The organism is Allomuricauda sp. d1 (assembly GCF_039592695.1).
Taxonomy (GTDB): Bacteria; Bacteroidota; Bacteroidia; order Flavobacteriales; family Flavobacteriaceae; genus Flagellimonas_A.
In genome coordinates, this window is record NZ_JBBUTK010000003.1 from 60,990 (window position 1) to 73,506 (window position 12,517).

Annotated in this window: 11 protein-coding genes; 9 read left to right on the forward strand and 2 right to left on the reverse strand. The window is 46.6% G+C overall.

Features of this window, described 5'->3' with window-relative positions:
• Positions 1 to 41 precede the first annotated feature (41 nt).
• Together era and AAAH86_RS12155 are read right to left on the reverse strand one after the other, a co-directional pair.
• Positions 42 to 923: a GTPase Era gene (gene era, locus AAAH86_RS12150; RefSeq protein WP_343487919.1), complete on the reverse strand. Its 882-nt coding sequence runs from the start codon at positions 921 to 923 to the stop codon at positions 42 to 44.
• Positions 910 to 2,277, reverse strand: coding sequence for an alanine/glycine:cation symporter family protein (locus AAAH86_RS12155; RefSeq protein ID WP_343487920.1), 1,368 nt, complete (start codon positions 2,275 to 2,277; stop codon positions 910 to 912). The genes era and AAAH86_RS12155 overlap by 14 nt, the downstream gene beginning before the upstream one ends.
• A 143-nt stretch (positions 2,278 to 2,420) precedes the next feature.
• Here AAAH86_RS12155 and AAAH86_RS12160 point away from each other — a divergent pair, with 143 nt between their 5' ends.
• The 9 genes from AAAH86_RS12160 to AAAH86_RS12200 are packed head-to-tail and all read left to right on the forward strand — an operon-like array spanning position 2,421 to position 12,493.
• The gene (locus tag AAAH86_RS12160; protein WP_343487921.1) at positions 2,421 to 3,239 is read left to right on the forward strand and encodes an SDR family oxidoreductase; all 819 of its coding nucleotides are present in this window, start codon (positions 2,421 to 2,423) and stop codon (positions 3,237 to 3,239) included.
• 7 nt (positions 3,240 to 3,246) lie between these two features.
• Positions 3,247 to 4,428 (forward strand): mannonate dehydratase, encoded by a 1,182-nt coding sequence (uxuA, locus tag AAAH86_RS12165; RefSeq protein ID WP_343488357.1) that lies wholly within the window; start codon positions 3,247 to 3,249, stop codon positions 4,426 to 4,428.
• The gene (uxaC, locus tag AAAH86_RS12170) at positions 4,425 to 5,822 is read left to right on the forward strand and encodes a glucuronate isomerase (RefSeq protein WP_343487922.1); all 1,398 of its coding nucleotides are present in this window, start codon (positions 4,425 to 4,427) and stop codon (positions 5,820 to 5,822) included. The genes uxuA and uxaC overlap by 4 nt, the downstream gene beginning before the upstream one ends.
• Before the next feature lie 9 nt (positions 5,823 to 5,831).
• Entirely contained in the window at positions 5,832 to 6,815 is a 984-nt protein-coding gene (locus AAAH86_RS12175) for a TRAP transporter substrate-binding protein (protein ID WP_343487923.1), read from the forward strand.
• The gene (locus tag AAAH86_RS12180) at positions 6,812 to 7,273 is read left to right on the forward strand and encodes a TRAP transporter small permease (RefSeq protein ID WP_343487924.1); all 462 of its coding nucleotides are present in this window, start codon (positions 6,812 to 6,814) and stop codon (positions 7,271 to 7,273) included. The genes AAAH86_RS12175 and AAAH86_RS12180 overlap by 4 nt, the downstream gene beginning before the upstream one ends.
• Positions 7,274 to 7,276: 3 nt before the next feature.
• Positions 7,277 to 8,572: a TRAP transporter large permease gene (locus AAAH86_RS12185; protein WP_343487925.1), complete on the forward strand. Its 1,296-nt coding sequence runs from the start codon at positions 7,277 to 7,279 to the stop codon at positions 8,570 to 8,572.
• Positions 8,573 to 8,592: 20 nt separating this feature from the next.
• A complete protein-coding gene (locus AAAH86_RS12190; protein ID WP_343487926.1) occupies positions 8,593 to 9,966 on the forward strand; it encodes a DUF1080 domain-containing protein in 1,374 nt (457 codons plus the stop codon).
• A gap of 2 nt (positions 9,967 to 9,968) precedes the next feature.
• On the forward strand, positions 9,969 to 11,300 hold the full coding sequence (locus AAAH86_RS12195; RefSeq protein WP_343487927.1) for a Gfo/Idh/MocA family oxidoreductase: 1,332 nt from the start codon (positions 9,969 to 9,971) through the stop codon (positions 11,298 to 11,300).
• Between the two features lie 5 nt (positions 11,301 to 11,305).
• On the forward strand, positions 11,306 to 12,493 hold the full coding sequence (locus AAAH86_RS12200) for a Gfo/Idh/MocA family oxidoreductase (RefSeq protein ID WP_343487928.1): 1,188 nt from the start codon (positions 11,306 to 11,308) through the stop codon (positions 12,491 to 12,493).
• Positions 12,494 to 12,517: the final 24 nt, after the last annotated feature.

Genomic DNA, 12,517 nt, shown 5'->3' on the forward strand with positions numbered 1-12,517 from the left:
TCATTTATTTGGTAACCTGAAATAGCACTTAACTCTGATTTCTATTGGTAGCCAAACCGTTTCAATTGATTGGAATTTGAACGCCAGTTTTTGTTGACCTTTACGTAAAGTTCAATATGGACCTGTTTGCCAAAAAATTGTTCCAAATCTTTCCGGGCCTGAACCCCAACTTTTTTTAAGGCACTGCCCTTATGGCCAATGATGATGCCCTTTTGAGTATTGCGCTCGACCATAATCACGGAGCGGATTCGGATAATGTCGTCATCTTCGATAAATTCTTCAGTTTCGACCTCCACGGCATAGGGAATCTCTTTTTTATAGTTCATGAGGATTTTCTCTCGGATGGCCTCATTGACAAAAAAGCGTTCTGGTCTATCTGTAAACTGGTCTTTGGGATAGTAGGCCGGGCCTTCAGGAAGCAACTCTAAAATTCTTTCGAACACCTCTTTCACGTTAAAGTTTTCCAGTGCCGAAATCGGATGGATTTCTGCTTTGGGAAGCAATTTCTGCCAATACTGAACCTGCTCTTCGAGCTCAGCCTGTTCAGATGTATCGATTTTATTCAACAACAACAAGACTGGAATCTTACTGTTTTGAATCTTTTTAAAAAAAACCTCATCCTTCAAACCTTTCTCACCTATCTCGACCATATAAAGCAGCACATCGGCATCTTCAAAAGCGGACTTGACAAAATCCATCATTGAACTTTGAAGCTCATAGGCAGGTTTGATGATTCCTGGGGTATCTGAAAACACCACTTGAAAATCATCGCCATTGACAATCCCGAAAATACGGTGGCGTGTCGTCTGTGCCTTAGATGTGATGATAGAGAGTTTCTCACCCACAAAGGCATTCATCAAGGTAGATTTGCCCACATTGGGGTTGCCAATAATGTTTACAAAGCCAGATTTATGCTTTCCCATCCTTTAACTTATCAAAATATTCGGCAGCAGCCTTATTTACCTTCGGTGCCAACCACAACACCGCAATCATATTCGGTATAACCATCAGGGCGTAGGCCAAATCGATAAGGTTGATGACCAAATCGACCGAGGCCACCGCTGCAAATACAATGGTGCCCGCAAAATACCAGTTGAAAAATCTACCAATCTTGGCATTGGTCAGAAATGAAAGACATTTCACACCGTAATACGAATACGTGAACAAAGTCGAAAGGGCAAAAGCCGCCACGATTACCATCAATAGCACATCACCTATACCAAAGAGTGATTTTTTAAAGGCAATCAATGTCATGATAATACCATTGCTTTCAGCTTCCAGATAGGCGCCGCTAAGAATAATCACAACAGCTGTGAGCGTACAGACAACAATGGTATCGATGAATGGGCCCAACATGGCCACCAAACCTTCCCGTACCGGTTCGTCATTTTTTGATTGGCCATGGTACATGGGGGCACTACCAAGACCAGCTTCATTTGAGAACATGGCACGCCGAACCCCTAATATCACAAGCCCCCAAAAACCACCAGTGACAGCTGTTTTCAAATTGAAAGCCTCAACTAAGATTAATTTTAGAGATGGCAGTATCTCGGTAGCATTCATAAACATTACGACAACTACTGCCAAGAAATAAAGCAATACCATAAATGGTACAATAGCAGTAGCTACTTTGGCTATTTTTTTGAGTCCGCCAAAAATGACAAAAGAGGTAATCAAAGCCAGTACAATTCCGATGGTCAATTTCCAGTTGAATTCTCCCAATACCATGAGAGTATCGTCAGGCTTGACCACGTTCATAAAAGTTTGTGTGAACTGGTTGGCCGTGAAGACACCCAAGAAGCCAAAAAGTCCAGCTATACAAAAAAATATGGCCAGTAGTCGTGCATTTTCGCCAATGCCATTGATGATATAGAACATGGGGCCACCCTGCAATTTTCCTTCCGAATCTTGGCCCCTGAACATGATTGAGAGGCTACAGGAATAAAATTTGATGGCCATCCCTAAAAGGGCAGTCATCCAAATCCAGAAAATAACCCCAGGACCCCCCATATAAATGGCAATTGCCACCCCAGAGATATTACCCAAACCAACGGTCGCTGCTACGGCAGAAGACAGTGCCTGCAACGAACTCACATCACCTTTTGCATTCTTGTCATCGTACTTTCCAGAGGTAATGGCAATGGCGTGGCCAAAATATCGATAGGGCAAAAACTTAGAATAAAAAGCAAGAAAAAGTCCGCCCCCGATTAGCAAAACAAGCATGGCCCATTCGGTATAGGGCAGCACGGCGGAAAGAAAGTCATTGAACTTTTCCATTTTTCGAAAATAAAGATTTCAAACATAACAATTTCGGCCATAGCCATCTTTGGCACTGGTTTTAATGCCAATTTTTACCGCTTCCCATAAAAATCCTACATTTATGACAATGAACAAATCCATACAATAGATTTCCAAAAAAAATGGGCAATCAACCCTTCGATATTTCAGAAAAGGTCATCGTAATCACCGGGGGATCGGGTGTCCTAGGCGGTAGCATGGCCGAATACTTGGTCTCACAGCGGGCCAAAGTGGCCATCATCGGCCACACGCCAAAAAAGGTAGCAACCAAATTAGAATCTCTTAAAAAGGTGGATGCTGACGTTATGGGCTTTACGGGCGATGTACTCGACAAAACGTTCCTAGAGCACGCCAAGGAAGAACTCATTGAAAAATGGGGAAGGATTGATGCGCTCATCAACGCAGCCGGGGGCAACAGGCCCGGTGCTACCATCGGTGAGAACCAATCCATTTTTGATATGGATTTGGAGGATTTCAGAAAAGTATCCGAATTGAATTTGGATGGCTCTGTCGTTCCTTCCCTGATATTTGGCAAGCAGATGGCAGAACAGGGCAAAGGGTGTATCGTTAATATATCATCGATGGCGGCGACAAGGGCCATCACCCGCGTGGCAGGCTATTCGGCCTCAAAGGCGGCCATTGACAATTTTACACGATGGATGGCCACCGAGCTGGCACAGAAATTTGGTGATGGGTTGCGGGTGAACGCCATCGCGCCAGGCTTTTTTATCGGAGACCAGAACAGGACATTGCTGTTGAATGAAGATGGCAGCCTTACCGAACGCGGCAAAACGATTATTGCAAATACCCCCATGAAGCGTTTTGGCCATGCCCATGAACTGAACGGGGTGGTGCATTGGCTCATCAGCGATGCGACCAGTTTTGTAACAGGGGCCATCATACCCATTGATGGGGGATTCAGTGCATTTAGCGGAGTATAGTATGGGCTTGGAACAGACATGGCGTTGGTACGGACCAAAAGACCCCGTTTCACTGGCCGATATCAAAATGGCGGGGGCCAAGGGTGTGGTCACGGCACTGCACCATATTCCCAATGGGGAAATTTGGTCGGTCAAAGAAATCAAAAAAAGAAAACAAGCTATTGAAGCCGCCGGTCTCACATGGTCGGTCGTTGAAAGCATTCCTGTACATGAGGACATTAAAAAACGTACGGGAAACTTTACAGCATATATCGAAAACTATGGGCAAAGCATCAAAAATCTTGGTGAATGTGGCATCGACACGTTATGCTATAATTTTATGCCGGTATTGGACTGGACGCGCACCGACCTTGCCTACCCCATGCCCGACGGGTCATTGGCACTTCGTTTTGACAAGATTGCATTTGCGGCTTTTGAAATTTTCATGCTAAAGCGACCCGATGCAGCAACCAATCATACCCAAACCGAGATAGAAAAGGCCAAAAACCTTTTTGAGAAAATGCGTGAACGCGACAAAAAAACACTGGCAAAAAATATCATCGCGGGATTACCGGGAGCCGAAGAGGGCTATACGCTAAAGGAATTTCAAAAAGCCCTTGATGGCTATAAAGGGATTGATGATGTACAATTGCGGAACAATCTATATACATTTATCCGCGAAATAGCACCCAAGGCCGAGGCAGCAGGAGTGTTTTTGGCCATCCACCCAGATGATCCGCCCTATTCGATTTTGGGATTGCCACGGGTGGTAAGCACAGAAAAAGATGTGGAAGCACTGCTGAATGCTTATGACAGTCCGCACAATGGCCTTTGTTTTTGCACGGGATCATTCGGGGTACGGCCTGACAATGATTTGGTGGGCATGGCAAAACGGTTTTCCGATCGTATTAATTTTGTGCATCTTAGAAGTACCAAGCGCGACCTCATTGGAAATTTTTATGAGGCCGACCACCTTGACGGTGACGTTGACATGTTTGCAGTCATGAAAGAACTGTTGGCCGAACAGCACAAAAGGAAAAAATTGGGCAAAAAAAATCTACGCATGCCGATGCGCCCCGATCACGGCCATCAAATGTTGGATGACCTCAAGAAAAAAACAAACCCGGGTTATTCGGCCATCGGCAGGTTGCGTGGCTTGGCCGAACTGCGCGGTTTGATGTTGGGAATTGAAAAATCATTGGCAACATGAGCTTTATCACCGACAATTTTTTGTTGCAGAATAAGTTCGCAGAAGAACTGTACCATGGTTATGCCAAACCGATGCCGATCATCGATTACCACAACCATTTGAATCCCGAACATCTGGCAAACGACCATCAGTTTGAAAATATGACTCAAACTTGGTTGGCCGGCGACCATTACAAATGGCGGGCCATGCGCACCATGGGCATCGATGAAAAATTCATTACAGGTCAGGTCAGCGATGAAGAAAAGTTTCAAAAATGGGCCGAGGTGATACCGTATTTGGTTCGAAATCCTTTGTATCACTGGACACATCTTGAACTTAAACGCTATTTTGGCATCGATGAGCTATTATCTGCCGACAATGCGCTCAGCGTTTATGAAAATACCTCCTCACAGTTGCAGCAAAAAAGTCACAGTGCACTGGGCCTTCTGAACCAGATGGATGTTGAGGTGCTCTGTACGACAGATGACCCCATTGACGATTTGAGACACCACCAAAAGACGAAAAAAGAGCACATACGCCCCAACATACTGCCAACTTTTAGGCCAGATAAGGCGTATGCCGTTGAAAGGAATGATTCTTACCTAAAATATATTGAGCAGCTCGAAGAAGCCTCAGGCAGTACGATTGCTTCCTATGAAGATTTATTGTCCGCCCTCAAAAACAGAATTGCCTATTTTCATGATAGTGGATGCCGCCTTGCCGACCACGGGCTCGAACGCTTGTATTTTTTTGAGCCTGATGCTTTTGACATTCAGAGCATCTTCAAGAAAATACTCTCGAAAAAAACCTTGGAGATTGAAGAAGTACGGTATTTTAAGTTTGAGACCTTGGTGCATTTGTGCCATGAATACCATAAGTATGGTTGGGTACAACAATTCCATTTGGGGCCGTTGCGAAATACGAACGAGCGAATGCTGCAAAAATTGGGGCCTGACACCGGTTTTGATTCCATCGGGGATTTCCAGCAGGCATACCCCCTGAGCCGATTCTTGAACCTATTGGACAGCACTGACCAATTGGCAAAGACCATCCTCTATAATCTGAATCCTTCCCAAAATGAGGTCTTTGCTACCATGGCCGGTAATTTTAACGATGGAAGCATTAAGGGAAAGATACAATATGGCTCCGCTTGGTGGTATTCAGACCAATTGGACGGAATGGAAAAACAACTGAACACCCTCTCGAACATGGGGGTTTTGAGCTGTTTTATAGGGATGCTGACCGACTCGCGCAGCCTGCTTTCCTTCCCCAGACATGAATATTTTAGGCGACTGCTCTGCGCTATTTTTGGCAATGATATCGAAAAAGGGCTCCTCCCCAAAGATATGGCCCACACTGGAAAAATCGTGCAGGACATTTGCTATAACAATGTCAAGGCATATTTTGAATTTTAGGGTGGAAAAATGGGTCTGAAAAAAACATACTGTGTATTTCTCCTGTTGGCTGTTTTTACCTTGGGATGCGGAAACACTGACCATGTAAAAATCATCCGTTTGGCACATGGTCTCGACATTAACCACTCCGTACACAAAGCCATGCAGAAAATGGCCAAAGACTTGGCCAGCATATCAAAAGGAACCCTGCATATAGAGATTTATCCGAACCAACAACTCGGCACCGAACGGGAGATTTTGGAGCTCATGCAAATCGGAAGCCTAGATATGACCAAGGTCTCTGTGGCCACGCTTGAGAATTTTGCCCCTAAGACCCGCATTTTGGGGTTGCCTTATCTTTTTCAGGATAGAGAACATGCCTTTGAGGTGCTCGATGGTCCAATAGGACAAAAATTGTTGGACGATGGCGAAAAATATTGGTTGAAAGGCTTGGGATTCTATGATGCAGGCAGCCGTAGTTTCTATTCAAAGGGAAGGCCGATTGAACATCCCGATGATTTGAAAGGACTTAAGATACGGGTGATGGAAAGTGTCACCGCAATTGAGATGGTACGGAGTTTCGGGGGGTCACCCACGCCCATCTCTTGGGGTGAGCTGTACACCTCACTCCAACAAGGCGTTGTTGACGGTGCAGAGAACAATCCACCCAGCTTTTACCTTTCAAGGCACTATGAGGTGTGCAAGTACTATTCCTTGAACGAACACACCTTTTCACCCGATGTGCTGATCGTGGGAACCCGTTTTTGGAACAATTTATCTGAACAGGAAAAAAAATGGTTGAAACAAGCTGCAGACAGTTCCATCGCACACCAACGAAAATTATGGGCCAAAGCTGAACGTGACGCCCTTGATGCGGTCAAAAAAGCAGGGGTAGAGATTGTGAGACCGAACAAAGAGGCTTTTGTGCAAAAGTCAGAAAAAGCCTATGCAGATTATAAAGATGATGATGAGCTTTATGATATCATCCAACAAATACAGCACATGAAAAAATGATGGGATTCAGAAAATCGTTGGACAAATTTTTGGACGGAACCCTGGTTTTGATCATGGCCGTTATGGTGTTAAACGTACTCTGGCAGGTTTTTAGCCGCTATATTCTGGGTAGCCCCAGTTCGTTCACCGATGAGCTCGCCCGCTACCTGATGATTTGGCTGGGCATTTTGGGGGCTGCCTTTGTAGCAGGAAAAAATGGGCATGTCGCCATCAATGTGTTGGCAAAGCGCACCAACGCAAACAACCAAAGAATCATGAAACGGATCGTGCGGGGCTTCATCATTTTGTTCTGCCTTTTCGCCATGGTCGTCGGTGGGCTGCGATTGGTCTATGTCACTTATGTGCTCGAACAGTATTCCCCGGCACTTGGGCTCCCCTTGGCGATGGTGTATGTGGTGATTCCGCTGAGCGGTTTGATCATCATCTTCTATAAAATACATGACATGCTAAAGCTTTGAACCATGGAATATGTGCCGATACTTGTATTGATCATCAGTTTTGTGGGCCTCATGGCCATCGGTACCCCAGTGGCATGGAGCATTGCCATTTCATCACTACTGACGATGCTGGTGAGCATTCCTGCCCTGCCCGCATTTACGACGTTATCGCAGCGCATGGCCACGGGGCTGGACAGTTTCGCGCTCTTGGCCATACCTTTTTTTATACTTTCAGGTGAATTGATGAACAACGGGGGCATTGCACAACGCCTCATCGCCTTCGCCAAAACTTTGGTGGGATCCCTGCCCGGCGGCCTGGCCTTGATCAATATCATTTCGGCCATGTTGATGGGTGCCATCGCGGGATCGGCTATGGCCTCGGCCTCGGCCATGGGCAGCATACTCGGGCCTGAAATGGAAAAGGAAGGCTACGATAAGGAATTTGGTGCTGCCGTTAACATCACTTCGGCCACAACAGGTTTGGTCATTCCCCCCAGTAATATCTTGATCGTATATTCTTTGGCGAGCGGTGGAGCATCGATTGCCGCCTTGTTTTTGGCGGGCTATGTACCGGGTATTCTCACAGGATTTTTTTTGATGGTCGTCGCCTCGTTTTGGGCCAAGAAAAAAGGCTATACCGTGGGCCGGCGAAGCACTACGAAGGAAGTGCTCACCACATTTATCAATGCCGTTCCCTCCCTGTTTTTGTTGATACTGGTCATCGGGGGCATCGTGGCCGGAATTTTCACCGCCACCGAAGCATCGGCCATTGCGGTGCTTTACAGCCTTGTGCTCGGCTTCATCTATAAGGAAATCACTTTTGAAAAACTTCCCAAGATTTTTTTGGATTCCTCTTCGACCACGGCCATTGTGATGCTCTTGATCGGAGCATCAATGAGCATGTCGTGGGTGCTTTCCTATGAGCACATTCCACAAGAAATCAGTACGGGCCTTTTGGGTTTCACCGACAACAAGATTGTGATTTTATTGCTCATCAACCTGATTTTGTTGGTCGTTGGCATTTTTATGGATATGACTCCTGCGGTTTTAATCTTCACCCCGATATTTCTTCCCGTTGTCACCGCATTGGGCATAGACCCCGTGCATTTTGGCATCATCATGATCTTGAACCTATGCATCGGTCTGTGCACACCACCCGTGGGATCGGTACTGTTTGTAGGGGTCGGCATCGCCAAGACTTCCATAGAAAAAGTGGTCAGACCACTCTTGCCGCTTTTTGTGGCTATGATAGTTGCCCTGTTTTTGATAACTTATATTCCTGAACTGACGCTTTGGCTGCCCAAAGTGTTTGGCCTATGATTCACTGAAAAATGTACGCGATGAAACTGAAACTGATTTATTGTATGTCACTTCTAGTATTGTTCTATTCCTGCGGGCAAACCGTCAAGGATAATATGCCTTGGAAACCGTTGTTCAATGGTGAAAGTTTGAAGGGATGGACGCAAAAAGGCGGTAATGCCAATTACGAAGTCCGTGATGGTGCCATTGTGGGCACTACCGCTCGCAATACACCCAACTCTTTTTTGACCACGGACATGAGCTACGATGATTTTATATTAGAATTGGAATACAGGGTCGACCCGTCGATGAATTCGGGTATCCAGATTCGCAGTAACAGTTTTCCGCATTATATGGATGGTAGGGTACATGGCTATCAAGTGGAAATCGACCCCTCTGACCGTGCATGGAGCGGGGGCATCTATGATGAGGCCCGCAGGGGGTGGCTATATCCATTGGATGGCAATCCCGAAGCGCAAAAGGCCTTTAAGCAGAACGAATGGAACCATTACCGTATTGAAGTCATTGACGATACCTTAAAAACTTGGGTAAATGGAATCCCTGCGGCCCATCTGATTGATGGGAAAACCTCCGGTGGGTTCATTGCGCTTCAGGTACACAGTATCGGCAAAGACCAAAAAGCAGGTACCGAGATCCTCTGGCGGAATATCAACATCTTGACCGACAGCCTTCAAAAATATTCGAGGGAATCACCTTTGGAACCCATTGTCACCAAAAACCAACTCACTATTGATGAACAAAAGAACGGCTGGCAGTTGCTCTGGGATGGGGAGATGACCGAAAACTGGCGTGGGGCGCGATTGGACAGCTTTCCTGACAGGGGTTGGGTCATCGAAAATGGTGAATTGACGATATTGTCGACTGGAGGTGCCGAGTCCGCAGCCGGGGGCGATATCGTCACCGTTGACACCTATGGCGATTTTGAACTGAAGGTCGATTTTAAACTTACGGAAGGAGCCAACAGCGGTATCAAATATTACGTCGACACCGATTTGAACAAAGGTCCCGGCTCATCCATCGGGCTGGAATACCAGCTATTGGATGACGAAAGACATCCCGATGCCAAATTGGGCAACCACGAGGGCAGCCGTACCTTGGCATCCCTCTACGATTTGATACAGGCCGATCCCGATAAACCGGTGAATCCCATCGGAGAATGGAATTCCGCCCGAATCCTATCCAAAGACAACCATGTAGAACACTGGCTCAACGGCATGAAGGTGCTCGAATACGAACGTGGCAGCAATGACTACAGAAAACTGGTTTCCGAAAGCAAGTACGTCACATGGCCCAATTTTGGCGAGGCCGAGAATGGCCATATCCTTTTGCAGGATCATGGCGACCGCGTCAGTTTCAAAAACATCAAGATACGACCCATAACCAAAGAAAATTAGACATGAATTCAAGAAGGGATTTTGTTAAAAAAACCGCAACCGGTACTGTTGCGATGACCATGGGTGGGCTAGTATTGCCCAAAATAGCTCAGGCCCAAATTTTGGGGGCCAACGACCAAATCAATTGTGCAGTGATAGGCGTGCGTAGCCGTGCCAAGGCCCATGTGATGGCCATTCACCAAGATGCGAATGCCAAGATTCTCTATAACTGCGATGTTGACGATACTATCATTGAGGCACACAATACATGGTGCCAAGAAAACATCGGATATGTTCCCAATGTAGAAAAAGACTTTCGTAAGATTTTGGAGGATAAGGAGGTCGATGCGGTCTTTATCGCCACTCCCGAACATTGGCATGCCCCCATGGCCATCATTGCAATGCAAGCGGGTAAGCATGTGTATGTCGAGAAACCCTGTAGCCATAATCCGCATGAGAATGACTTATTGGTCGCCGCCCAGAAGAAGTATGGGAAAAAGGTACAGATGGGCAATCAACAGCGATCTTCAAGAACCTCTGCCATGGCGGTGGAAGACATCAAAAAGGGAATTATCGGAGAGGTCTACAAAGGCGAGGCCTACTATTCGAACAACCGAGGTTCCATCGGAAACGGAAAAAAAGTGGAGGTACCCAAAACATTGGATTGGGAGCTGTGGCAGGGGCCCGCGCCAAGGAAGGCGTATCGCGACAACATCCACCCCTACAATTGGCACTGGTTCCGTAATTGGGGCACCGGCGAGATACACAACAACGGCACCCATGAAATCGATGTTTGCCGTTGGGCACTGGGTGTCGACTTGCCCGAAACCGTCACTTCGTTCGGAGGAAAATATACTTACAACGATGATTGGGAGTTTGTGGATAACCAACAGGTCACCTATACCTTTCCTGGCAACAAGTTCATCACTTGGATGGGCCATAGCCGTGGCATCATGAAACCTGAAAGACCCGGTCGCGGTGCGACCATCTACGGCAGTAAAGGAAGCATTGAATTGAGCAGAGAATCATATAAATTATATGATTTGGGGGGCAACCCGATAAAATTTGAGTTTGAACAGGGGCAGCAAAGTGGTTCGACCAATACCATGGGCATGGGCGGTCTTGATGTGGACCATGTGAAAAACTTTTTCAACGCCATACGAAAGAATGAATCGCTGAATGCCGACATCGCTGATGCCAGCATCTCGACCATGCTCTGCCATTTGGGCAACATGGCACAGGATGCGGGCCATACACTTAAAGTGGATTCCCAAACGGGCAAGGTGCTCAACAGTGACAAGGCCATGCAAAGCTGGAAGCGCGAGTATGAAAAAGGATGGGAACCTAAACTATAGACAAGATGAAGCGAAGGGAATTTGTGAAGGGTAGTCTGACAGCATCAGCGGCCTTGTATGCCACAACCACGTTTGGACTTGGGGGTATTAAAGGCGCTAACGAAACCATCAATATCGGTATCATTGGTACGGGCGACCGTGGGGGCGGAATGATTCCCATTATCAATGCTATTCCAAACCTAAGGGTGGTCGCCTGTTGTGATATCATTCCCTTTCGGTTGCAGGAAGCACTCGCCAAAATCGATGGCAAAGCCAAGGCATATACCGACTATCAAAAATTGCTGGAAGACAACAATGTAGATGCGGTGCTCATCGCCACGCCGTTCAGTACCCACTCACAGATTGCCATCGATGCACTTGACGCCAACAAGCATGTCTATTGCGAAAAGACTTTGGCCAAAGGCCATGAAAACATCGAAAGATTAGTGAAAAAAGCCGATGCCTCCAACAATATCTTTCAAACAGGCCACCAATACCACAGCTCACGCTTGTATACCTATATTGTGGAAGAAATAAATAAAGGAACCATTGGCAACATCACGGCTTTTGAATGCCAGTGGAACCGCAATGGCGATTGGCGGCGTTCCTCGCCCGACCCAAAGTGGGAAAAACTCATCAATTGGCGTATGTACCGTGAATATTCCGGTGGATTGCTCGCAGAACTCTGTTCACACCAACTGGATTTTGTGAATTGGGTGTTGGATGCCACCCCAGAAAAAGTGATGGGCATCGGCGGTATTGACTATTGGAAGGATGGTCGCGAGACCTATGACAACATTCACCTTATCTATAGCTATCCTAATGGGGTAAAGGCCACATTCACCTGCCTGACGAGCAATGGCATGGGTGATTACAAAATCAAAGTGTTGGGTGACAAGGGCAGTTATATTCTCGATTATGTCAAGGCGTGGTACTATCCCGAGGGAAGTTACCAAAGAGAAGTCGGCGAGGTCGATGGAGTTTCAGGCGCCACCGTGAATTGGGACCAGGGAAAGGGTATTCCCATTGAGGTTGTCCATGACGACCCCAGCAAACAGGCTTTGATTGATTTTAGGGATGGTATCGTTAATAACGAGGAGCCGATATCCAACATTCATAGTGGGGCCAAGGCGGCACGTTGCGTACAGATGGGGCTTGATGCGATGTATGGACAAAAGATTATGGAATGGGCGTCACCAGTTCTTTCAGAATAAGAAAAGCCATCAACTTTCGTTGAC

Excerpts from the sequence above, each read along its gene's own strand:
- era (WP_343487919.1), bottom strand. The coding sequence starts at position 923 with ATGGGAAAGCATAAATCTGGCTTTGTAAACATTATTGGCAACCCCAAT.
- AAAH86_RS12155 (WP_343487920.1), bottom strand. The coding sequence starts at position 2,277 with ATGGAAAAGTTCAATGACTTTCTTTCCGCCGTGCTGCCCTATACCGAA.
- AAAH86_RS12160 (WP_343487921.1), top strand. The coding sequence starts at position 2,421 with ATGGGCAATCAACCCTTCGATATTTCAGAAAAGGTCATCGTAATCACC.
- uxaC (WP_343487922.1), top strand. The coding sequence starts at position 4,425 with ATGAGCTTTATCACCGACAATTTTTTGTTGCAGAATAAGTTCGCAGAA.
- AAAH86_RS12175 (WP_343487923.1), top strand. The coding sequence starts at position 5,832 with ATGGGTCTGAAAAAAACATACTGTGTATTTCTCCTGTTGGCTGTTTTT.
- AAAH86_RS12180 (WP_343487924.1), top strand. The coding sequence starts at position 6,812 with ATGATGGGATTCAGAAAATCGTTGGACAAATTTTTGGACGGAACCCTG.
- AAAH86_RS12185 (WP_343487925.1), top strand. The coding sequence starts at position 7,277 with ATGGAATATGTGCCGATACTTGTATTGATCATCAGTTTTGTGGGCCTC.
- AAAH86_RS12190 (WP_343487926.1), top strand. The coding sequence starts at position 8,593 with ATGAAACTGAAACTGATTTATTGTATGTCACTTCTAGTATTGTTCTAT.
- AAAH86_RS12195 (WP_343487927.1), top strand. The coding sequence starts at position 9,969 with ATGAATTCAAGAAGGGATTTTGTTAAAAAAACCGCAACCGGTACTGTT.
- AAAH86_RS12200 (WP_343487928.1), top strand. The coding sequence starts at position 11,306 with ATGAAGCGAAGGGAATTTGTGAAGGGTAGTCTGACAGCATCAGCGGCC.